The organism is Candidatus Thiodubiliella endoseptemdiera (assembly GCF_964212635.1).
GTDB lineage: Bacteria > Pseudomonadota > Gammaproteobacteria > PS1 > Pseudothioglobaceae > Thiodubiliella > Thiodubiliella endoseptemdiera.
In genome coordinates, this window is record NZ_OZ156463.1 from 116,006 (window position 1) to 142,387 (window position 26,382).

Genomic DNA, 26,382 nt, shown 5'->3' on the forward strand with positions numbered 1-26,382 from the left:
GACATTGACAATAGAATGATTGCCGGTTACTGGGAAGGTGATTTAATTACAGGTTCTCAAAATAAGTCTTGCGTAGGTACCTTGGTTGAGAGAACAAGTGGCTATTTAGTATTAAGCAAAATGAACAGTAAATCAGCACTGATAATCTTATTCTTACATAAAGCAAGATAATAAAAAACCCGCCTTATTAAAGCGGGTTTTTTATGGAAAAATATCAACCAAAATAGAAACAATTAGGGTTAGAATAAAGCCCCTTGATTAGATACCAAATTGGTAATATTTTCAGGGTTTACTAAGTCCAAAAACTTGAACTTGAAGGAATAAGTTATGTATAATACAATTTAATTTTTATAAAACAGGACAACCCCATGCCAGGACAAACAAAATACTTCATCAGCAACACCAACGGCTTCTTCGTCAACTGGTATTCCGATATCACCGGACTTGAATCTCACGGACAAGCATTAAAAGTATCTGGCAATAGTGGAGACGATGCCGTCTATGTAGGACAAGGCACCAAAGTCGATGCAACAGGGCTTACTTCAACAGGTGGCAATGATTCAATTTATTTAACCGGCACTTTTAACAACTACGAACAAACACTAGATGGCAATACCTACACCTTCAAAAGAACGGTTACTATTAACGATACTGAATACCAAGAAGAAGTCTCCTTCACAGCCTCTAATGGCGACAAGGTTTATTTTGCAAATGGTTTTTTTAAGATTGATATAGCAGGCAATGATGGGCTATCAAATGCAGGCGTTTTTCAGAAAATTAAATCCACTGATATTGACTCCAGTTCAAGCACACCCACCGACCCTTTAACCAGTCAACCCGCCATTGACAAAGGTGGTGCTACTAAAGTATTTATTTCTGATAACAACGGTGAGCACATTACCCCTGGTGTCAAAGGCTCAGTATTTAAGATATCTGGCAATAGTGGCAATGACACAGTCTATGTTGCCCAAGGCACCAAAGTTGATGCAACAGGACTCACCTCAACAGGTGGTAACGATGTTGTTTATTTAACCGGCACTTTTAACAACTACGAACAAACACTAGATGGCATTACCTACACCTTCAAAAGAACTGTTAATATTAACAGTACTGATTACCAAGAAGAAGTCTCCTTCACAGCCTCTAATGGCGATAGGGTTTATTTTGCAGATGGTTTTGTTAAGATTGATATAACAGGCGATGATGGGCTATCAGAAGCAGGTGCTTTTAAGAGAATTATATCCACTGATATTGACGGCAGTGAGTCAACTCCAGGTTTGGGGATTGGTTTAAGTATTACTGATGATTTAGCAGAAACAAGCATCATTAACAAGGCAAAGGTAGGCACAGATATTACCTATACTTTTACTTTTAAAGATGATGTTACTGGTTTTGATAAAACTGATATTGAAGTGACAGGTGGAACAAAAGGTGCTTTCAGTGGCAGTGGTAGTGTTTATTCGTTAGTAGTCAGAGTGACAGATAACTCAACAACTGACTTATTTGTTCGTGTGGCAAAAGATGCGGCAATTGGAGGAAGTATTGGCACAGAATACGCTAGTAATAGTCATAAAGTTGATACCGTTGTACCCAGCAAACCCATAAGTTTAGATTTAGCCACAGAGGACGATTCAGGCACAAGTAATAGTGACAACCTAACTAATAAAACCTCAAACCTCACCATCACAGGCAGTGCAGAAGTCGGTGCTACTATAAGGTTATACAATGGTACCAACACAACAGCCATAGGCTCTGAAATAGTAAAGGCTAATGGCACATTCTCTATTGATATCAGTTTAACCCAAAGCACAACTCCACACAGCATTACCGCAAGAGCAACAGATGCTGCGGGTAATGAAAGTTTGGTTTCTGATGCTTTGGCGATTACTGTGGATACTACTACTGCTACTCTCACCGCACAAGCAATGAGCGTTATCTTGGGTGAAGACTCTAACCTAGTAATTGACTTTAGTGAAAACATCAAAGCCGGCACAGGCAATATTGTCATTCATAAAGCCAGCGACAATACCATTGTAGAAACCATTGCTATTGACAATAGTAAAATTAGCATTGCTAACGATAAACTTACTATTAATCCTACTGCTGATTTAACTGAAGGCACTTATTACATCAAAATGGCATCTGGCGTAATCACCGATATGGCAGGCAATGTCTTTGCAGGTATCACTAATTTAGGTGCTGACACCACTTGGGCATTTGCAACCAAAGCACTTTCTACCACAATCGCTTGGATAGGTGCCGATGATAACTACATTAATGATAGTGAAAAAGACGCAACCGCACTCTCAGGCAAAGTAACTGGAATAGGTACTTTAACGATTACCAAAATTGAGTTTTTTGAAGGTAGTAATACAGTAGGCACAGCAATAACTTCAGGATTACCAGCTGTTGCAGCTGACGGCACCTGGACACTCGCACATTCTGCTATGCCATCTGAATTAGCCGATGGAAAAACCTACACGGCTGCAGTAACGCTTAGTGATGGCACCAATTCAACAACTATCACTAGCACAGCAGTAACTTATGACACCATTAACCCAACCCCAATCACGACCAATCCATGGACTTTAAGCGATATTCCAGCAGGACAATCTGCTTTTAAGGTAGGGGATGTTATCAGCCTAACACTGACAATGAGTGAGACCTTGAAACTTAATAACACCACAGGCTCTAAAGTGGTCATTGCAGGCAAAGACTTTGTTTTGGATAAAACCGCCTCTACAACTGCAGGTGATAAGAAACTGGTGTTTAAATATAGCGTTCAAGCTGGAGATAGCATTGCCACTACAGACTTTGATATTGACAATCCAACAAGCGATATTACGCTAAATAATATAACAGATGTCGCAGGTAATGCACCAGTATTTACCGCTGATAGAGTAGTGTTGGCTAAGACTAAGCTTGAGTATATTGAAAAAACAGGTTTGGGTAATAATCCTTTTGAGGGTATTGATGTGGGGTATGTTTCTGTGCCAATCTTGGCTGATATTGACGGCGATGGCGACCTAGATTTGGTGGTGGGTGAGAGTAATGGCACCCTTAAATACTATCAAAATACAGGCACTACTTCTAGCCCCGCTTATGAAGCAAAAACTGGAGGCAATAATCCTTTTAATGGCATTGATGTGGGAGGTTATTCCACGCCAAACTTGGCTGATATTGATGGCGATGGTGATCTAGATTTGGTGGTGGGTAAGGATGGTGGCACCCTTAAATACTATCAAAATACAAGCTCTACTTCTAGCCCTGCTTATGAAGTAAAAACTGGAGATAGCAATCCTTTTAATGGCATTAATGTGGTAAATTATTCCTCACCAATCCTAGTCGATATTGACGGCGATGGCGACCTAGATTTGGTGGTGGGTGAGAGTGATGGCACCCTTAAATACTATCAAAATACAGGCACTACTTCTAACCCTACTTATGAAGCAAAAACTGGAGATAGTAATCCTTTTAATGGCATTGATGTGGGGAATCTTTCCGCACCAACCCTAGCCGATATTGATGGCGATGGCGACCTAGATTTGGTGGTGGGTAAGGATGATGGCACCCTTAAATACTATCAAAATACAGGCACTACTTCTAACCCTGCTTATGAAGTAAAAACTGGAGATAGTAATCCTTTTAATGGCATTGATGTGGGGGATTTTTCCAAACCAACCCTAGCCGATATTGACGGCGATGGCAACCTAGATTTGGTGGTGGGTAAGGATGATGGCACCCTTAAATATTATTACAATCAACATCAACAATCTTTTTTTGTAGATGGACAAGCCCCAACTCTAACAACACAAGCTTCGGCCGAATTGGGTGAAACCTCAGACCTGATGCTTGATTTTAATGAAGACATTCAAGCAGGTAGTACAGGTAGTATTGTTATTAAAGGTAGTGATGATGGAGTAATAGCAACCATTAATATTACTGAGACAACTAAATTCAGCATTGCTGGCGATAAACTCACCATTGATGTGTCAGCATTAGGTTTAACTGATAATAAATTAACCCAAGGCAGTTACTATATCACCATGGATGCAGGCACAGTAACTGACATAGCGGGTAACGATGCTGCTGCCATTACTAAAGATACTAACCAATGGGTATTTGCAACCAAAGCACTTTTTACCACAATCGCTTGGATAGGTGCCGATGATAACTACATTAATGATAGTGAAAAAGACGCAACCGCACTCTCAGGCAAAGTAACTGGAATAGGTACTTTAACGATTACCAAAATTGAGTTTTTTGAAGGTGGTAATACAGTAGGCACAGCAATAACTTCAGGATTACCAGCTGTTGCAGCTGACGGCACTTGGGCACTCGCACATTCTGCTATGCCATCTGAATTAGCCGATGGAAAAACCTACACGGCTGTAGTAACGCTTAGTGATGGCACCAATTCAGCAATTAGCACTAGCACAGCAGTAACTTATGACATCATTAACCCAACTCCAATCACGACCAATCCATGGACTTTAAGCGATATTCCAGCAGGACAATCTGCTTTTAAGGCAGGGGATGTTATCAGCCTAACTTTGACAATGAGCGAGACCTTGAAACTTAATAACACCACAGGCTCTAAAGTGGTCATTGCAGGCAAAGACTTTGTTTTGGATAAAACTGCCTCTACAACTGCAGGTGATAAGAAACTGGTGTTTAAATATAGCGTTCAAGCCGGAGATAGCATTGCCGCTACAGACTTTGATATTGACAACCCAACAAGCGATATTACGCTAAATAATATAACAGATGTCGCAGGTAATGCACCAGTATTTACCGCTGATAGAGTAGTGTTGTCTAAGATTGAGTATATTGAAAAAACAGGTTCGGGCAATAATCCTTTTAATGGCATTGATGTGGAGTATTATTCCGCACCAGTCCTAGTCGATATTGACGGTGATGGTGACCTAGATTTGGTGGTGGGTGAGATTAATGGCACTCTTAAATACTATCAAAATATAGGTACTACTTCTAACCCTGCTTATACAGCAAAAACTGGAGGCAACAATCCTTTTAATGGCATTGATGTGGGAGATTATTCCACGCCAACCTTGGCTGATATTGATGGCGATGGCGACCTAGATTTGGTAGTGGGTGAGGTTTATGGCACCCTTAAATATTATCAAAACACAGGCACTACTTCTAACCCTGCTTATGAAGCAAAAACTGGAGATAGCAATCCTTTTAATGGCATTGATGTGGGAGATTCTTCCACGCCAACCTTGGCTGATATTGATGGCGATGGCGACCTAGATTTGGTGGTGGGTAAGGATGATGGCACCCTTAAATACTATCAAAATACAGGCTCTGCTTCTAACTCTACTTATGAAGCAAAAACTGGAGATGACAATCCTTTTAATAGCATTGATGTGGGATATTCTTCCTCACCAACCCTAGCCGATATTGACGGCGATGGCGACCTGGATTTGGTGGTGGGTGAGTTTTATGGCACCCTTAAATACTATCAAAATACAGGCACTACTTCTAACCCTGCTTATGAAGCAAAAACTGGAGATAGCAATCCTTTTAATGGCATTGATGTGGGAGATTATTCCGCACCAACCCTAGCCGATATTGACGGCGATGGCGACCTGGATTTGGTGGTGGGTGAGTTTGGCGGCACCCTTAAATATTATTACAATCAACAACCTGCTTCTGTAGATGGACAAGCGCCAACTCTAACAACACAAGCCAGCGTTATCTTAGAGGAAACCTCAGATTTAGTGCTTGACTTTAGTGAAAATATTAAAGCAGATACGGGCAGTATTCTCATCAAGAATAGTAGCGATGTAACAGTAGCAACTATTAATATCGCTAGTGATACAAATAAATTTAGCATTGCTGGCGATAAACTCACCATTGATGTGTCAGCATTAGGTTTAACTGATAATAAATTAACCCAAGGCAGTTACTATATCACCATGGATGCAGGCACAGTAACTGACATAGCGGGTAACGATGCTGCCGCCATTACTAAAGATACTAACCAATGGGTATTTGCAACCAAAGCATTTTTTACCACAATCGCTTGGATAGGTGCCGATGATAACTACATTAATGATAGTGAAAAAGACGCAACCGCACTCTCAGGCAAAGTAACTGCAGGCAAAGTAACTGGAATAGGTACTTTAACGATTACCAAAATTGAGTTTTTTGAAGGTAGTAATACAGTAGGCACAGCAATAACTTCAGGATTACCAGCTGTTGCAGCTGGCGGCACTTGGGCACTCGCACATTCTGCTATGCCATCTGAATTAACCGATGGAAAAACCTACACGGCTGTAGTAACGCTTAGTGATGGCACCAATTCAACAATTAGCACTAGCACAGCAGTAACTTATGACATCATTAACCCAACCCCAATCACGAGCAATCCATGGACTTTAAGCGATATTCCAGCAGGACAATCTGCTTTTAAGACAGGCGATGTTATCAGCCTAACACTGACAATGAGTGAGACCTTGAAACTTAATAACACCACAGGCTCTAAAGTGGTCATTGCAGGCAAAGACTTTGTTTTGGATAAAACCGCCTCTACAACTACAGGTGATAAGAAACTGGTGTTTAAATATAGTGTTCAAGCTGGAGATAGCATTGCCGCTACAGACTTTGATATTGACAATCCAACAAGCGATATTACGCTAAATAATATAACAGATGTTGCAGGTAATGCACCAGTATTTACCGCTGATAGAGTAGTGTTGGCTAAGGTTGGGTATATTGAAAAAATAGGTTCGGGCAATAATCCTTTTGAGGGTATTGATGTGGGGTATTATTCCACACCAACCTTGGCTGATATTGACGGTGATGGCGACCTGGATTTGGTGGTGGGTGAGATTAATGGCACTCTTAAATACTATCAAAATACAAGTTCTACTTCTAACCCTGCTTATGAAGCAAAAACTGGAGATAGTAATCCTTTTAATGGCATTGATGTGGGATATTCTTCCTCACCAACCCTAGCCGATATTGACGGTGATGGCGACCTGGATTTGGTGATGGGTGCTTATGGCACCCTTAAATACTATCAAAATACAGGCACTACTTCTAACCCTGCTTATGAAGTAAAAACTGGAGGTAGCAATCCTTTTAATGGCATTGATGTGGAAAGTGAAAGTGAATCCTTACCAACCCTAGCCGATATTGACGGCGATGGTGACCTAGATTTGGTGATGGGTGAGAATGATGGCACCCTTAAATACTATCAAAATACAGGCTCTGCTTCTAACCCTGCTTATGAAGCAAAAACTGGAGGTAGCAATCCTTTTAATAGCATTGATGTGGGGCTTTACTCCAAACCAACCCTAGCCGATATTGACGGCGATGGCGACCTAGATTTGGTGGTGGGTGAGAGGAATGGCACCCTTAAATACTATCAAAATACAGGCACTACTTCTAACCCTACTTATGAAGCAAAAACTGGAGGTAGCAATCCTTTTAATGGCATTAATGTGGGGAGTTTTTCCGCACCAACCCTAGTCGATATTGACGGCGATGGCAACCTAGATTTGGTGGTGGGTGAGGAGAATGGCACCCTTAAATATTATTACAATCAACAATCTTTTTTTGTAGATGGACAAGCCCCAACTCCAACGGCTACTAACTCATGGACTCTAAGCAATATTCCAGCAGGACAATCTGCTTTTAAGGTAGGGGATGTTATCAGTCTAACTTTGACAATGAGTGAGACCTTGAAACTTAATAACACCACAGGCTCTAAAGTGGTCATTGCAGGCAAAGACTTTGTTTTGGATAAAACCGCCTCTACAACTGCAGGTGATAAGAAACTGGTGTTTAAATATAGCGTTCAAGCTGGAGATAGCATTGCCGCTACAGACTTTTATATTGACAATCCAACAAGCGATATTACGCTAAATAATATAACAGATGTCGCAGGTAATGCACCAGTATTTACCGCTGATAGAGTGGTGTTGACCAAGACTAAGCTTGAGTATATTGAAAAAACAGGTTCGGGCAATAATCCTTTTGAGGGTATTGATGTGGGGAATGTTTCTGCGCCAACCCTGGTTGATATTGATGGTGATGGTGATCTAGATTTGGTGGTGGGTGAGGTTGCTGGCACCCTTAAATACTATCAAAATACAGGCACTACTTCTAACCCTGCTTATGAAGCAAAAACTGGAGATGACAATCCTTTTAATAGCATTGATGTGGGGATTTATTCCGGACCAACCCTAGCCGATATTGACGGCGATGGCGACCTAGATTTGGTGGTGGGTGAGAGTGATGGCACCCTTAAATACTATCAAAATACAGGCACTACTTCTAACCCTGCTTATGAAGTAAAAACTGGAGATGACAATCCTTTTAATAGCATTGATGTGGGGGATTTTTCCAAACCAACCCTAGCCGATATTGACGGCGATGGTGACCTAGATTTGGTGGTGGGTGAGAAGAATGGCACCCTTAAATACTATCAAAATACAGGCACTACTTCTAGCCCTGCTTATGAAGCAAAAACTGGAGGCAATAATCCTTTTAATAGCATTGATGTGGGAGATTATTCCACGCCAAACTTGGCTGATATTGACGGCGATGGCGACCTAGATTTGGTGGTGGGTGAGTTTTATGGCACCCTTAAATACTATCAAAATACAGGCACTACTTCTAACCCTGCTTATGAAGTAAAAACTGGAGGTAGCAATCCTTTTAATAGCATTGATGTGGGGGATTTTTCCAAACCAACCCTAGCCGATATTGACGGCGATGGCGACCTAGATTTGGTGGTGGGTGAGAATAATGGCACCCTTAAATACTACTACAATCAACAGCCTTCTTCTGTAGATGGACAAGTTCCAACCTTTACAGAAAAAACCAGCGATACCAATGTCTTAGGCGAGCCTTCAAATCTAGTAATTGAGTTTTCTGAAAACATCAAAACAAATGGTGGCATTGTTGAAATCTGGAATAGCGCAGAAAAAGTTGCAACTATTAGCATTACTAATGCTAATATTAGCGACACAACACTCACTCTTAACCCAAGTAGTTTAACTTCAGGTGTTTATTACATCAAAATGGCATCAGGCGTTATAACTGACACCTCGGGTAATGACTTTGCAGGTATTGATAATACCTCAGGTAAAACTTGGGCATTTGCATATAATTTTTATATCGGCACCGATAACGCCGATACTATAACGGGTAGTGCAGGTGACGATACTATAAATGGTGGTGCAGGCAACGACACTATAAATGGCGGTGCAGGCAGTGATATTTTTGTTTATGCAAGTACAGATAATGGCGAAGACACCATAACTGGCTTCATATTTGGTGCTGGTGGTGATAAATTAGATTTAAAAGATTTTATTACCGCTAGTGGTAACCAAGCGACACTTTTTGCTAATATTGATAAATATATTACAGTGTCAGATACTGGCACTGCAGGTAGTGCCAAACTAACGATTGATGCTGATGGCACGGTTACAGATGATGTTGCTGATTTGGTTATCAATCTACAAGGGGTTTCTGGTATTGGTGGCTCCTCTACTCCTGACACAGTTGCATTAGGGCACTTTATAACTGATAATCTTATTCTTGTATAAAGAGACCTTTGCATAAAGTAAGACACCCATAAAAATAAAAACCCGCCTTATTAAAGCGGGTTTTTTTATGGAAAAATATCAACCAAAAATTTAAAAACTTGAACTTAGAGAGACCTTTGCATAAATATGAATAATCATCAAAACGCCATCTTTCATCAAATTACAAACTTTTTAAAAACACCCTTGGCCCTGCTAGGAGTGGATTTAAAAAATTTCCAATTTAATAAAATCTGTCATTTTGCTAATCATCCCTATTTATGCAAAGGTCTCAATAGATTTACTTGCTAATGTTGCTACTAGGTTTATCCATTGCCAATTTTAACAAAGTTGCTTTTTGGGATAATATTGATAAAACACTCTTTATCAAAATTGATGTTGCTGATGTTAGTAGCGCTGCAGCACTAAGTGATGGCACGAATGCTGATGTTGCCATTGTGCTTAACGACACATCTGATATTACTGCTTTATCTGACTTTTCAGCGTCTAATTTAATTTTGTCATAATCTTGTAAATCAAAGTTATTTAAAATACCGACTTTTTAGTCGGTATTTTTTTTGCTCTAAATTTTAGAAAGTAAAATCGATCCATTAGTGCCACCAAAGCCAAACGAATTAGAAACCGCAATATTTATTTTCATTTCTCTCGCTTCATTCGCACAATAATCTAAATCACAACTAGGGTCTTGATTGATAATATTGATAGTCGGTGGTACAACTTGATCTTTTAGTGCCAAAGCCGTAAAAATTGCTTCAATGCCGCCAGCAGCACCGAGTAAGTGTCCTGTCATTGATTTGGTTGAGCTCATAACTACCTTGTAAGCATGGTCGCCAAGTGCTACTTTGGTAGCATCAGTTTCTGCTTGGTCGCCCGCAGGTGTTGAGGTGCCGTGTGCATTGATATAATCAATTTGATTAGCAGAAACACCTGCATTACGCATAGAATTTTTCATACATCTGGCCGCGCCTTCGCCGCCCTTTGATGGTAAAGTCATATGATAAGCATCACCGCTCATACCATAACCCAATACTTCAGCATAGATTTTTGCACCACGGGCTTTAGCGTGTTCATATTCTTCTAATACCACTACGCCTGCACCATCACCGAGTACAAAACCATCGCGGTCTTTGTCCCAAGGGCGAGAGGCGGTTGCAGGGTCATCATTGCGAGTGGAAAGGGCACGCGCGGCGGCAAAACCGCCTAAGCCACAATTCGTGGTTGACATTTCTGCACCACCTGCAACCATTACATCAGCATCACCATATTCAATCAATCGTGAGGCATCACCAATATTATGTGTACCTGTGGTGCAGGCGGTAACAATGGCAAAATTTGGACCTTTAAGTCCGTATTTAATGGAAAGATTACCCGAAATCATATTGATAATAGAGGAGGGGACAAAGAAAGGAGAGATGCGTCTTGCACCTTTCTCTCTGAATAAGTCTGCTGTTTTTTCAATTGTACCCAAACCACCGATACCCGCACCGATTGCAACACCAATGCGTTCTGCATTTTCTTCGGTTATTTCGATACCACTATCTTCAATCGCTTGAATACCTGCTGCCATACCGTAGTGGATAAAAGTGTCCATTTTTTTGGATTCTTTAAGGGGTAAATAACCGTTGATATCAAAGCCTTTAACTGAGCCACCAAAAGCAACAGATTGACCTTCGGTTTCTATGTTGGTTAATGTGTTAATGCCTGACTTACCATTGAGGATATTGTCCCATGCATCCGTTATCGTTGACCCAACAGGGGAGACGATACCCATACCTGTGATTACTACTCTTCTTTTGCTCATAATTTTATCTTTAAGGTTGTAAAAAAAGCGCCAAATAAGCGCTTTTTTAGTTTAAATCAATAAACGGAAATTACAGAGTTTTATTTACATAGTCGATGGCTTGCTGCACCGTTGTAATGTTTTCAGCTTCATCATCAGGAATTTCACAATCAAATTCTTCTTCAAGGGACATAACCAATTCAACCGTGTCTAAAGAATCTGCACCTAAATCATCAATAAAAGAAGCGTTATTGTCAATATCACCACTTGCGTCTAACTGCTCAGCTACAACTGCCTTTACTCTGTCTTCAATACTCATTTGTTATTTCCTGTGTTGTCATTAAAAAGTTACATTTTATCGTAAAAAACCATTTGTGCAATGGTGTTTTGCAACTATTTTTGATACCTGGTTGGGTCTGCAATTCCCGCCGCTTTAAAACCGAGTTTTCGATACTCGCAAGCATCACAAACCCCACAAGCATCACCTTTATCGTCTGCTTGGTAGCAGGTGGTCGTCATAGCATAATCTACGCCAAGTGCTACCCCTTTTTGGATTATTTGAGCCTTGTGCAGGTCTATCAATGGTGTGTGAATGGTGAGTTTTTGTCCTTCTACCCCTTGTTTAGTGGCTAAATTTGCCATTATTTCAAAGGCTTTGATGTATTCTGAACGACAATCTGGGTAGCCCGAATAGTCCAACGCATTGACACCGATAAAAATACTTTGACACTTTAATACTTCTGCCCACGCCATTGCATATGATAAAAAGATGGTATTGCGTGCAGGTACATAAGTGATTGGAATTTCATTACTTTCTTTAAATTTTGGCACTTCAATGGCACTGTCTGTCAGTGCCGAACCACCAATATCGTTTAAACAGATGTTCATTATTCTGTGTTTTGCCACAGCAAACAGTTTGGCAATTTTTGTAGCAGCATCAAGTTCTGATTTTTGCTTTTGCCCATAGTCAAAACTCATCGCATAGCATTCAAAGCCCTGTGATTGTGCAATGGCGAGGGTGGTGGTGGAATCTAAACCACCCGATAGTAAAATAACGGCTTTTTTAGACATTGGCAAGGTTGCCTTTTTCTTCCAGCCATTTTTTACGGTCTGGGGCGCGTTTTTTGCTTAATAACATATCCATCATTTCTGTAACTTGCAATGGTTGCTCAAGTGTTAATTGGATTAATCGACGGGTATCGGGCAACATTGTGGTTTCTCTGAGTTGTGAGGGGTTCATTTCACCCAAACCTTTGAAGCGTTGCACTTGCACCTTGGTGCGTTTATTTTCTTTTTCTATTTTATGGATAGTGGCATCTCGTTCAGAATCGTCCAACGCATAATAAACTTGCTTGCCCGCATCAATACGATACAGCGGCGGCATTGCGACGAAAATATGTCCTTCTTTCACTAATTTTGGAAAATGCTTAACGAACAGCGTGCAAATTAGCGTGGCAATATGGGCACCGTCTGAGTCTGCATCTGCCAAGATACAGATTTTGCCATATCGTAGCCCTGATAAGTCTTCACAATTTGGTTCTAAGCCAATGGCAACGCTGATGTCGTGTATTTCATTACTTGCCAATACTTGGTCTGAATCTACTTCCCAAGTGTTCAGAATTTTGCCTCGCAACGGCAAAATGGCTTGATATTCTTTGTCACGGGCTTGTTTGGCAGAGCCACCCGCAGAATCACCTTCTACCAAAAATACTTCGGTTTGACTGAGGTCATGGCTGGTGCAATCTGATAATTTACCTGGTAGGGCAGGACCACTTACAATCTTTTTACGAATGATTTTTTTGCCTGTTTTCATACGCGATTGGGCGTTCATAATTGTCAATTCGGCAATTTTTTCGGCAACAGAGGTATGTTGGTTTAACCAAAGGCTAAAAGCATCTTTCACCACATTAGCAACAAAGCCTGCACATTCTCTGGAAGATAGTCTTTCCTTAGTTTGTCCTGAAAATTGCGGGTCTAATATTTTGATAGACAACACATAAGCAATTTTTTGCCATACATCGTCAGGGGTAAGTTTGACATTTTTTGGCAGTAAACTTCTAAATTCACAAAATTCTTTTAATGCGTCTGTCAGTCCAGAGCGTAATCCGTTGACATGCGTTCCTCCTTGAGAGGTGGGGATAAGATTGACATAACTTTCGCCAATAATATTAGTATTGTATTCCGTCCAAGACAACGAACAATGCATTTGTTGTTTATCAGATTCGTAAGTTACCACGAATGGCACTTCTGGTAAGCAATCCAATCCATCAAGTGAAACTGATAAGTAGTCCTTTAAGCCTTCTTTATAATTCCAATGATCTTCAGTGTCATCTATTTCATTACGAAAACTAACATCTAAACCTGGACATAACACCGCCTTTGAGCGTAAGTTATGTCTTAATTTACTAGTAGAAAATTTAACTGTGTCAAAAAATTGTGCATCTGGGATAAATTTAACCTTGGTGCCTGTATTATTTTTACCAACCGTGCCAATTACTTCAAGTTGGGTTTTTATATTGCCATCAGAAAAAGTAATATAATGCTCTTTAGCGTCTCGTTTAATCCAGATTTCCACCAGTGTTGACAAGGCATTTACCACTGAAATTCCTACACCGTGTAAACCGCCAGAAAATTGATAAGAGTCATTTGAAAATTTACCACCTGCGTGTAGTTTGGTGAGAATCACCTCAACACCTGAAATACCTTCTTCTGGATGAATGTCAACTGGCATACCGCGACCATTATCTTCCACTGAAACAGAACCATCTTTATAAAGCACCACATTGATTTTCGTCGCATACCCAGCTACTGCCTCATCAACACTATTGTCAATCACTTCTTGTGCTAAATGATTAGGTCGTTCGGTTTCTGTATACATCCCTGGGCGTTTACGCACTGGGTCTAAACCTGATAATACCTCAATGGAGGATGAATCGTAGTTACTCATAATTATTTTGGAATATTTTAATTTTTTTTGTTTTACGCAAGGGTCTTATGCTGAGTTTTATTTTGAATCGCTCTTACCTGATTAAGTTTTACCGCCTATTTTCATGCTATGGAATTAATTAATAAGTCTGATTGAGCGATATTTTTCTTTTATAATTTTACGATACTTGCTGCGTTGATTTAGTTTTGTTACTTACACCATCTTCAAGTAAGATAATTTCATTTTTCGCTAAATTAATACCTTGAGACCTTTGCATAAATAGGGATGATTAGCAAAATGACAGATTTTATTAAATTGGAAATTTTTTAAATCCACTCCTAGCAGGGCTAAGGGTGTTTTTAAAAAGTTTGTAATTTGATGAAAGATGGCGTTTTGATGATTATTCATATTTATGCAAAGGTCTCACCTTGAGAATACGCTTTTTTAAACCATTTTAATGCTTGTTTTTTGCTTTGTTTAACACCTTTACCGTTTTTATACATTTTTGCAATATTGTATTGTGAGACAGCGTGATTTTTTTGTTCAGCTAAGGTGAACCATTCTTGAAAGGCTGAGTCAAAATCTCCTTTCTTATAGTCGTGCATACCTGAAGAAAAATCAGCTTGAATAGTGAAAGATAAAGATAAGGAAAATAAAAGTATAAATAGTTTTTTCATAATGTTTTAGTATTGATATTGAATTTTCTGCTAATTATAAACTATTTTATTAATACGCACTTGAAGAATAATTTTGAGACTTTTGTCTAAAATTAATGACAAATTTTATTAATTTTGAAATTTTTTTTTAAATCCACTCCTGGCAGTGCTAAGGGTGTTTTTCTAATCATCCCTATTTATGCAAAGGTCTCTACTTCTTAATAACTTTAACCAATCACAATATTATCTGTTGTCAAACTAGCCAGTGTTGACTCAGCACCCGTAATCCCTGCGCCTGTCAAAGTAATCGCAATATCTGGAGAAGTGAAACTAGAACCACCATCAGCATCAATCTTAAGTGTGATATCGCCACCATCAGCAGCACCATTACTATCTGTGACTTCAATAAAATTAGCCAAAGTGCCACTCGTTTCACCCGTAAGTAAATCACTCAAATCAAGCTTATCACCACCACTACCAATCACAAAATCACTAATCGTATCATTGCCATCAGTCGTTGAATTGTAATCAAAAGTATCAACACCACCATTACCTGTCAAAGTATCAGCGCCAGCATTAGCAATAATAATGTCATTACCACTGGTACCCGTTATCGTATTAACACCTGAAGTACCAACAATCAGATTACTTAGTGATACTGCATCATTACCTTGAGTACCTTCCAACACAATACCCGATGCTGGCTTAGTATAGTTAACATTCACAGTATTGCCATCAACAATAGCAGCACCATCAATAGTCAACACAACATTCTTATCACTGATTGCAACACCAGTCACATTCCTACTACCACCCACATCAACACTAAAGGCTGAAGCATCTGGCACAGCTAGAGTGTTAAGATATTCATCAAAGGTGATTGTCACGGTATTGCCACTGACCGCTGCACTCTCAATGGTTGGCGTAATAGTATCAATAACATAGTTGGCTGAGTTTTTAGACGATTCTGGTGCATTGTTCGCTACATCCGTCCAATTGGTGTTAACAGTGATCACATTATTGTCGGCGCTCATATCTGTTGTTGGCGTAAAAGTAGCTGTGTAGATTTTATCGTCAGAATTGTCAATGCTCAAGTTAGAGATTGTGCCGTTAGAAGCGGTAATATCAGTAACATCAAAAGTATTAACATTCAGTCCACTAGCAGCATAGAATGCATTGCCATCTCCCCAGCCTGCACTGATAAAGTTTGAGGTAGTTGCAAGTGTAGCAACACGATTTGCGTGTCCAGAAGTACGCTCCAGACTATAGATAAAATACGACTGATATTCAACGCCGCTACCATCGGATTTATCTTGCAAAGTTACGACAAGATAACGCGCTAGACCAGTCCCTGAACCGCCAATAATCCAAGTGTTTTCTAATACATTAGATTTGACAATATGATCATTGCTATAAACTATTCCATTGTCACTATTTACAAAGTTATCTAGACTGGTAATAATCACATCAGCTGCTTTACCACTGGTACTCCAAGTATTCCAACTAGTGGATCTAATCACAGCGTCAATTGCTTGTTTGGATCCAAGTGCTTCACTAAAAGTAAAGGTTACTGTAGAGGTTTCACCTGCTAATAACGCAGTATCGCTCATCACAATACTATTTAAGATTGGATGCACACTATCAATTGACATGGTAATCGTGTTATTTGTATCAGAACCATCAGCATTATTATTACCTGCCGCATCCGTAAACTTACTACTAGCAACCGACACCGAACCATCCGTTGTGCTATCTGCTGTTGGTGTAAATGTCGCTGTATAAACCTTAGTCTCACCAGACTTAAGCGCAAAACCAGACAACACACCACCTGTTACAGTCACATCACTCGCAACAAAATCAGTGGAAACTTTACTTAGGGTAAAGGTAATCATTGCAGTCTCGCCTGCTTTTAAAACACTCACATCACTTGTGATTGCAATGGTTGGCGCAACCGTATTAACAACATAGTTGGCTGAGTTTTTAGACGATTCTGGTGCATTGTTCGCTACATCCGTCCAATTGGTGTTAACAGTGATCACATTATTGTCGGCTCTCATATCTGTTGTTGGCGTAAAAGTAGCTGTGTAGATTTTATCGTCAGAATTGTCAATGCTCAAGTTAGAGATTGTGCCGTTAGAAGCGGTAATATCAGCAATATCAAAAGTACTAACATTCAGTCCACTAGCAGCATAGAATGCATTGCCATCTTTCCAGCCTGCACTGATAAAGTTTGAGGTAGTTGCAAGTGTAGCAACACGATTTGCGTGTCCAGAAGCAGTGTTTCGATCATAGATAAAATACGACTGATATTCAACGCCGCTACCATCGGATTTATCTTGCAAAGTTACGACAAGATAACGCGCTAGACCAGTCCCTGAACCGCCAATAATCCAAGTGTTTTCTAATGCATTAGATTTGACAATATGATCATTGCTATAAGCTGTTCCTTTGGAACTACTTACAAAATTATCTAGACTGGCAATAACCACATCAGCTGCTTTACCACTGGTACTCCAAGTATTCCAACTAGTGGATCTAATCACGGCGTCAATTGCTTGTTTGGCTCCAAGTGCTTCACTAAAAGTAAAGGTTACTGTAGAGGTTTCACCTGCTAATAACGCAGTATCGCTCATCACAATGCTATTTAAGATTGGACGCACACTATCAATTGACATGGTAATCGTGTTATTTGTATCAGAACCATCAGCATTATTATTACCTACCGCATCCGTAAACTTACTACTAGCAACCGACACCGAACCATCCGTTGTGCTATCTGCTGTTGGTGTAAATGTCGCTGTATAAACCTTAGTCTCACCAGACTTAAGCGCAAAACCAGACAACACACCACCTGTTACCGTAACATCCGCCGCAACAAAATCAGTAGACACTTCACTTAGGGTAAAGGTAATCATTGCAGTCTCGCCTGCTTTTAAAGCACTCATATCACTTCTGATTGCAATGGTTGGCGTAACCGTATCAATCGTTAACGACACTGAATTATCAGCATCAGAACCATCAGCATTATTATTACCCGCTGCATCCGTAAACTTACTATTAGCAACCGAGATTGCACCTGAACTTCCGCCAACTGTTGGCGTAAAGGTCGCTGTATAAACCTTAGTCTCACCAGACTTAAGCGCAAAACCAGACAACACACCACCTGTTACCGTAACATCCGCCGCAACAAAATCAGTAGACACTTCACTTAGGGTAAAGGTAATCATTGCAGTCTCGCCTGCTTTTAAAGCACTCACATAACTTGTGATTGCAATGGTTGGCGCAACCGTATCAATAGTAACTGCAGAACTCGCTGCAGAAGTTACAGTTTCTGATGTACCCTGTGCATCCGTATAACTCGCAACCACCTTAATAAATTTACCAACTTCTGCTTGTGTTAATGTAAATGTAGAAGCTATTGCACCACTAATAGCAGTATAAGTACCATTCTCAGTATCAGATACCGTCCATTGGTAAGTAGCAGCAACAGATGAGCCACCCGTTGTGCCATCTGCATCAGTAATTGTGCCTGCCGCTAAAGTTTGACCCTGAGTAGTTGTACCCGAGATTGCAGCAATAGCACCCACATCATTTGTATTAGCAATTGTAGAACTCGCTGCAGAAGTTACAGTTTCTGATGTACCCTGTGCATCCTTATAACTCGCAACCACCTTAATAAATTTACCAACTTCTGCTTGTGTTAATGTAAATGTAGAAGCTATTGCACCACTAATAGCAGTATAAGTGCCATTCTCAGCATCAGATACCATCCATTGGTAAGTAGCAGCAACAGATGAGCCACCCGTTGTGCCATCTGCATCAGTAATTGCACCTGCCGCTAAAGTTTGACCCTGAGTAGTTGTACCCGAGATTGCAGCAATAGCACCTGCATTATTTGTATCAATCGTTAACGACACTGAATTATCAGCATCAGAACCATCAGCATTATTATTACCCGCTGCATCCGTAAACTTACCACTAGCAACCGAGATTGCACCCGCTGTTGTGCTACTTGTTGTTGGTGTAAATGTCGCTGTATAAACCTTAGTCTCACTAGACTTAAGCGCAAAACCAGACAACACACCACCTGTTACCGTAACATCCGCCGCAACAAAATCAGTAGACACTTCACTTAGGGTAAAGGTAATCATTGCAGTCTCGCCTGCTTTTAAAGCACTCATATTACTTCTGATTGCAATGGTTGGCGTAACCGTATCAATCGTTAACGACACTGAATCATCAGCATTATTATTACCCGCTGCATCCGTAAACTTACCACTAGCAACTGAGATTGCACCCGCTGTTGTGCTACTTGTTGTTGGTGTAAATGTCGCTGTATAAACCTTAGTCTCACTAGACTTAAGCGCAAAACCAGACAACACACCACCTGTTACCGTAACATCCGCCGCAACAAAATCAGTAGACACTTCACTTAGGGTAAAGGTAATCATTGCAGTCTCGCCTGCTTTTAAAGCACTCATATTACTTCTGATTGCAATGGTTGGCTTAACCGTATCAATCGTTAACGACACTGAATCATCAGCATTATTATTACCCGCTGCATCCGTAAACTTACCACTAGCAACCGAGATTGCACCCGCTGTTGTGCTACTTGTTGTTGGTGTAAATGTCGCTGTATAAACCTTAGTCTCACTAGACTTAAGCGCAAAACCAGACAACACACCACCTGTTACCGTAACATCCGCCGCAACAAAATCAGTAGACACTTCACTTAGGGTAAAGGTAATCATTGCAGTCTCGCCTGCTTTTAAAGCACTCATATTACTTCTGATTGCAATGGTTGGCGTAACCGTATCAATCGTTAACGACACTGAATCATCAGCATTATTATTACCCGCTGCATCCGTAAACTTACCACTAGCAACTGAGATTGCACCCGCTGTTGTGCTACTTGTTGTTGGTGTAAATGTCGCTGTATAAACCTTAGTCTCACTAGACTTAAGCGCAAAACCAGACAACACACCACCTGTTACCGTAACATCCGCCGCAACAAAATCAGTAGACACTTCACTTAGGGTAAAGGTAATCATTGCAGTCTCGCCTGCTTTTAAAGCACTCATATTACTTCTGATTGCAATGGTTGGCTTAACCGTATCAATCGTTAACGACACTGAATCATCAGCATTATTATTACCCGCTGCATCCGTAAACTTACCACTAGCAACCGAGATTGCACCCGCTGTTGTGCTACTTGTTGTTGGTGTAAATGTCGCTGTATAAACCTTAGTCTCACTAGACTTAAGCGCAAAACCAGACAACACACCACCTGTTACCGTAACATCCGCCGCAACAAAATCAGTAGACACTTCACTTAGGGTAAAGGTAATCATTGCAGTCTCGCCTGCTTTTAAAGCACTCATATTACTTCTGATTGCAATGGTTGGCTTAACCGTATCAATCGTTAACGACACTGAATCATCAGCATTATTATTACCCGCTGCATCCGTAAACTTACCACTAGCAACCGAGATTGCACCCGCTGTTGTGCTACTTGTTGTTGGTGTAAATGTCGCTGTATAAACCTTAGTCTCACTAGACTTAAGCGCAAAACCAGACAACACACCACCTGTTACCGTAACATCCGCCGCAACAAAATCAGTAGACACTTCACTTAGGGTAAAGGTAATCATTGCAGTCTCGCCTGCTTTTAAAGCACTCATATTACTTCTGATTGCAATGGTTGGCTTAACCGTATCAATCGTTAACGACACTGAATCATCAGCATTATTATTACCCGCTGCATCCGTAAACTTACCACTAGCAACCGAGATTGCACCCGCTGTTGTGCTACTTGTTGTTGGTGTAAATGTCGCTGTATAAACCTTAGTCTCACTAGACTTAAGCGCAAAACCAGACAACACACCACCTGTTACCGTAACATCCGCCGCAACAAAATCAGTAGACACTTCACTTAGGGTAAAGGTAATCATTGCAGTCTCGCCTGCTTTTAAAGCACTCATATTACTTCTGATTGCAATGGTTGGCTTAACCGTATCAATCGTTAACGACACTGAATCATCAGCATTATTATTACCCGCTGCATCCGTAAACTTACCACTAGCAACCGAGATTGCACCCGCTGTTGTGCTACTTGTTGTTGGTGTAAATGTCGCTGTATAAACCTTAGTCTCACTAGACTTAAGCGCAAAACCAGACAACACACCACCTGTTACCGTAACATCCGCCGCAACAAAATCAGTAGACACTTCACTTAGGGTAAAGGTAATCATTGCAGTCTCGCCTGCTTTTAAAGCACTCATATTACTTCTGATTGCAATGGTTGGCTTAACCGTATCAATCGTTAACGACACTGAATCATCAGCATTATTATTACCCGCTGCATCCGTAAACTTACCACTAGCAACCGAGATTGCACCCGCTGTTGTGCTACTTGTTGTTGGTGTAAATGTCGCTGTATAAACCTTAGTCTCACTAGACTTAAGCGCAAAACCAGACAACACACCACCTGTTACCGTAACATCCGCCGCAACAAAATCAGTAGACACTTCACTTAGGGTAAAGGTAATCATTGCAGTCTCGCCTGCTTTTAAAGCACTCATATTACTTCTGATTGCAATGGTTGGCGTAACCGTATCAATCGTTAACGACACTGAATCATCAGCATTATTATTACCCGCTGCATCCGTAAACTTACCACTAGCAACTGAGATTGCACCCGCTGTTGTGCTACTTGTTGTTGGTGTAAATGTCGCTGTATAAACCTTAGTCTCACTAGACTTAAGCGCAAAACCAGACAACACACCACCTGTTACCGTAACATCCGCCGCAACAAAATCAGTAGACACTTCACTTAGGGTAAAGGTAATCATTGCAGTCTCGCCTGCTTTTAAAGCACTCATATTACTTCTGATTGCAATGGTTGGCGTAACCGTATCAATCGTTAACGACACTGAATCATCAGCATTATTATTACCCGCTGCATCCGTAAACTTACCACTAGCAACCGAGATTGCACCCGCTGTTGTGCTACTTGTTGTTGGTGTAAATGTCGCTGTATAAACCTTAGTCTCACTAGACTTAAGCGCAAAACCAGACAACACACCACCTGTTACCGTAACATCCGCCGCAACAAAATCAGTAGACACTTCACTTAGGGTAAAGGTAATCATTGCAGTCTCGCCTGCTTTTAAAGCACTCATATTACTTCTGATTGCAATGGTTGGCGTAACCGTATCAATCGTTAACGACACTGAATCATCAGCATTATTATTACCCGCTGCATCCGTAAACTTACCACTAGCAACCGAGATTGCACCCGCTGTTGTGCTACTTGTTGTTGGTGTAAATGTCGCTGTATAAACCTTAGTCTCACTAGACTTAAGCGCAAAACCAGACAACACACCACCTGTTACCGTAACATCCGCCGCAACAAAATCAGTAGACACTTCACTTAGGGTAAAGGTAATCATTGCAGTCTCGCCTGCTTTTAAAGCACTCATATTACTTCTGATTGCAATGGTTGGCGTAACCGTATCAATCGTTAACGACACTGAATCATCAGCATTATTATTACCCGCTGCATCCGTAAACTTACCACTAGCAACCGAGATTGCACCCGCTGTTGTGCTACTTGTTGTTGGTGTAAATGTCGCTGTATAAACCTTAGTCTCACTAGACTTAAGCGCAAAACCAGACAACACACCACCTGTTACCGTAACATCCGCCGCAACAAAATCAGTAGACACTTCACTTAGGGTAAAGGTAATCATTGCAGTCTCGCCTGCTTTTAAAGCACTCATATTACTTCTGATTGCAATGGTTGGCGTAACCGTATCAATCGTTAACGACACTGAATCATCAGCATTATTATTACCCGCTGCATCCGTAAACTTACCACTAGCAACCGAGATTGCACCCGCTGTTGTGCTACTTGTTGTTGGTGTAAATGTCGCTGTATAAACCTTAGTCTCACTAGACTTAAGCGCAAAACCAGACAACACACCACCTGTTACCGTAACATCCGCCGCAACAAAATCAGTAGACACTTCACTTAGGGTAAAGGTAATCATTGCAGTCTCGCCTGCTTTTAAAGCACTCATATTACTTCTGATTGCAATGGTTGGCGTAACCGTATCAATCGTTAACGACACTGAATCATCAGCATTATTATTACCCGCTGCATCCGTAAACTTACCACTAGCAACCGAGATTGCACCCGCTGTTGTGCTACTTGTTGTTGGTGTAAATGTCGCTGTATAAACCTTAGTCTCACTAGACTTAAGCGCAAAACCAGACAACACACCACCTGTTACCGTAACATCCGCCGCAACAAAATCAGTAGACACTTCACTTAGGGTAAAGGTAATCATTGCAGTCTCGCCTGCTTTTAAAGCACTCATATTACTTCTGATTGCAATGGTTGGTGCAACCGTATCAACTTTAAAATCACCTATTTTCTCTATCGCTGGGTTACCAGCAGTATCTTTTATATTGACTTTATAGCTGTAAGTTTGTCCATGGGTTAATGCTTGTAAATCTGTGGCTGCAACAGTAATGGTTGCACTATTGCTGGTAACAGTACCTGTATAAGTTTTTTGGTTAATAACTAGTGAGACTTCTTGATTGTTTTCTACACCAGTTGTAGCAACTGTTACAGTGCCATTGCTGTTGTCTTCAACAGCGTTTAAAATATCTCCCCAGTTTAGTGTAATGTCTCCAATAGTTGGCACAACACCATCAACATTACGGTCTAATTCAACAGGATAAGTACCTGTGGTGGCAACTATATTACCTGCTACATCGGTTACCCCTGTCAAGGTAATTGCACTTTCATTGGTAATCTCAAAATCTGCTTTATTGATACTATCATCGACTTTGACAGTGTAAGTAAAGAATAATTGTTTTAACTCATCTACTGATGCCCCTGCTTTGGCGGCACCTTTGCCGGTATCTAGTGTAAATTCCTTATTACCAATGGTCACTTTGCTACTGGTAGCATTGCTTAACGAGAGTGCTTCATTGGTTGTCATGGTTAACTCAATAACATCATCCACTTTAAAGCCTGATTGCCCATCTGTTGGTGAGTTGACTGCCCAGCCTGTTATGATTGGGGCAGCAGTGTCAATTAAAACAGGGGTGGTGTTGCCACCTGTGCTTGTGCCACCACCTGTTGAAGATAAATTTATCTCAATCGTATAGGTCTCACCACTGACTAAAGTCGGTATTTTACTATTGGCTAATGTCCATTCGGTACCATTGGCAGATGCAAAAGTGGGTAGGTTACTGGTATCTACAACTTTGTCATTGGCTGTTCCACTGGCTGCTTTAAATGTAATAGCACTGATAACAACGCCTGCTGCACCGCCAGAATTTGTTAATGTGCCTTGAATGGCAAGTGTGCTAGATTCACTGGCATTGATGCCATTGTCGCTAACAGAGTTGCCACTTGCATCTACCCATTGTGCTGTGGTGGTGAATGAAGAAACCAGAAAGCCCCAACCACTATTGCTGTCAATACCCTCATAATTATTACCTGCAGTATCTTTAAAAGTGCCTGCATCAATTTTGACATAGTAATTCTTATTGACTATTAAATCACTACCTGGATTAATAGTGATAATTTTTTTGGTGCTATCAAGGCTAACTTGGTTAGCTATATCAATCGTAATAAGAGTGTCAGAGTTGGCTTTATCATAAATGACAATACTGCCTGCTGTGTTTATTGTAACTGCCTCTAAAAAGGTCATCGTTAAGTTTTCATTAGGTGCCATATTGCCACTGAGTTCTGCTACTGGGGCTTTAGTGTCAATTGCTTGCTCGTTATTTGCTGCTGTTGTGCTGTAAGCATTGCCCGCACTGTCTGTAATTGCAGTATTAGCAGACACTGACACGGTTAAGTTAGAACCTACATCTAGGTCACTGCTAGGTACAACGGTCAAGGTATAGACTTTACCTGCATCAGCAGGTGTTGTGCTGGCAATTAAATCAGTACCTGTCTTAATAGCACCATTGCTGATGTTGATAACACTTTTATCAAAACCTGTTACTGCTTCACTAAAGGTAAAGGTATAGGTGATTGTATCGCCAGTTTTAAGGGTTAAAGCATCAGCCTTGTCATCGCTGATAATCAAAGTTGGGGCTTGAGTATCAAAACTTTGATTATTGCTGGCAGCAACTGATTTTAGTGCTGTGTTAACTTTAGAAGTAGCAGCATCAACGGCTACTGTAAGGCTTATTATGCCTTTGCTGTTTGCAGGAGGGGTTAGTGCTAAAGTATAGACACTTTCACTACCATTAACAGAGGTAAAAGTACCTTTTGTACCGCCTGTAACTGTAATATCATTTATATCAAAATCTGTAACTGCTTCATCAAAAGTAAAGGTGTAGGTGATGTCTTCACCATTTTTTACGATGTTACTTTTATCGTCTGTGATTCTTAAACCAATCCCCAAACCTGGAGTTGACTCACTACCGTCAATATCAGTGGATATAATTCTCTTAAAAACACCTGCTTCTGATAGCCCATCATCGCCTGTTATATCAATCTTAACAAAACCATCTGCAAAATAAACCCTATCGCCATTAGAGGCTGTGAAGGAGACTTCTTCTTGGTAATCAGTACTGTTAATATTAACAGTTCTTTTGAAGGTGTAGGTAATGCCATCTAGTGTTTGTTCGTAGTTGTTAAAAGTGCCGGTTAAATAAACAACATCGTTACCACCTGTTGAGGTGAGTCCTGTTGCATCAACTTTTGTGCCTTTGGCAACATAAACTGTGTCATTGCCACTATTGCCAGATATCTTAAATACTGAGCCTTTGACACCAGGGGTAATGTGCTCACCGTTGTTATCAGAAATAAATACTTTAGTAGCACCACCTTTGTCAATGGCGGGTTGACTGGTTAAAGGGTCGGTGGGTGTGCTTGAACTGGAGTTAATATCAGTGGATTTAATTTTCTGAAAAACGCCTGCATTTGATAGCCCATCATTGCCTGCTATATCAATCTTAAAAAAACCATTTGCAAAATAAACCCTGTCGCCATTAGAGGCTGTGAAGGAGACTTCTTCTTGGTATTCAGTATCGTTAATAGTAACCGTTCTTTTGAAGGTGTAGGTATTGCCATCTAGTGTTTGTTCGTAGTTGTTAAAAGTGCCGGTTAAATAAATTGAATCATTGCCACCTGTTGAAGTAAGCCCTGTTGCATCGACTTTGGTGCCTTGTCCTACATAGACGGCATCGTCTCCACTATTGCCAGATGCTTTTAATGCTTGTCCGTGAGATTCAACTCCGGTGATATCGGAATACCAGTTGACGAAGAAGCCGTTGGTGTTGCTGATGAAGTATTTTGTTTGTCCTGGCATGGGGTTGTCCTTTGGTTGTTATAACTGATTATTATTATACATAATTTACTTATTCCTCTAAGTTCAAGTTTTTAAATTTTTAAATTTTTGGTTGATATTT

At 40.6% G+C, this 26,382-nt stretch carries 10 protein-coding genes and 1 pseudogene; 4 read left to right on the forward strand and 7 right to left on the reverse strand.

All coding sequences use genetic code 11. The features are described 5' to 3' along the window. The 4 genes and pseudogenes from AB8525_RS00655 to AB8525_RS00670 all read left to right on the forward strand — a co-directional run. Window positions 1–138 (forward strand): annotated as a pseudogene (locus AB8525_RS00655) (IS30 family transposase); the annotation flags it as partial. Window positions 139–368: 230 nt separating this feature from the next. Further along, window positions 369–9,581 (forward strand): FG-GAP-like repeat-containing protein, encoded by a 9,213-nt coding sequence (locus AB8525_RS00660; RefSeq protein ID WP_369178004.1) that lies wholly within the window; start codon window positions 369–371, stop codon window positions 9,579–9,581. Window positions 9,582–9,707: 126 nt separating this feature from the next. Further along, window positions 9,708–9,869, forward strand: coding sequence for a hypothetical protein (locus tag AB8525_RS00665; RefSeq protein ID WP_369151779.1), 162 nt, complete (start codon window positions 9,708–9,710; stop codon window positions 9,867–9,869). Beyond that, window positions 9,869–10,084: a hypothetical protein gene (locus AB8525_RS00670; RefSeq protein WP_369178005.1), complete on the forward strand. Its 216-nt coding sequence runs from the start codon at window positions 9,869–9,871 to the stop codon at window positions 10,082–10,084. The genes AB8525_RS00665 and AB8525_RS00670 overlap by 1 nt, the downstream gene beginning before the upstream one ends. Window positions 10,085–10,140: 56 nt before the next feature. Here AB8525_RS00670 and fabF read toward each other — a convergent pair whose 3' ends face one another. The 7 genes from fabF to AB8525_RS00705 all read right to left on the reverse strand — a co-directional run bounded on the left by fabF (window position 10,141) and on the right by AB8525_RS00705 (window position 26,282). Continuing rightward, on the reverse strand, window positions 10,141–11,379 hold the full coding sequence (gene fabF / locus AB8525_RS00675) for a beta-ketoacyl-ACP synthase II (protein WP_369178007.1): 1,239 nt from the start codon (window positions 11,377–11,379) through the stop codon (window positions 10,141–10,143). A 70-nt stretch (window positions 11,380–11,449) separates the two neighbouring features. After that, window positions 11,450–11,677: an acyl carrier protein gene (gene acpP / locus AB8525_RS00680; RefSeq protein WP_066044594.1), complete on the reverse strand. Its 228-nt coding sequence runs from the start codon at window positions 11,675–11,677 to the stop codon at window positions 11,450–11,452. Window positions 11,678–11,751: 74 nt separating this feature from the next. Further along, on the reverse strand, window positions 11,752–12,429 hold the full coding sequence (gene queC / locus AB8525_RS00685; RefSeq protein ID WP_369178009.1) for a 7-cyano-7-deazaguanine synthase QueC: 678 nt from the start codon (window positions 12,427–12,429) through the stop codon (window positions 11,752–11,754). Further along, a complete protein-coding gene (gene parE / locus AB8525_RS00690) occupies window positions 12,422–14,305 on the reverse strand; it encodes a DNA topoisomerase IV subunit B (protein ID WP_369178011.1) in 1,884 nt (627 codons plus the stop codon). The genes queC and parE overlap by 8 nt, the downstream gene beginning before the upstream one ends. 228 nt (window positions 14,306–14,533) lie before the next feature. Then, complete coding sequence (locus AB8525_RS00695; protein WP_369151789.1) at window positions 14,534–14,692, reverse strand: hypothetical protein; 159 nt, start codon at window positions 14,690–14,692, stop codon at window positions 14,534–14,536. Window positions 14,693–14,694: 2 nt separating this feature from the next. Next, entirely contained in the window at window positions 14,695–14,961 is a 267-nt protein-coding gene (locus AB8525_RS00700; protein ID WP_369178013.1) for a tetratricopeptide repeat protein, read from the reverse strand. A gap of 206 nt (window positions 14,962–15,167) precedes the next feature. Beyond that, entirely contained in the window at window positions 15,168–26,282 is an 11,115-nt protein-coding gene (locus tag AB8525_RS00705; RefSeq protein WP_369178015.1) for an Ig-like domain-containing protein, read from the reverse strand. Window positions 26,283–26,382 lie beyond the last annotated feature (100 nt).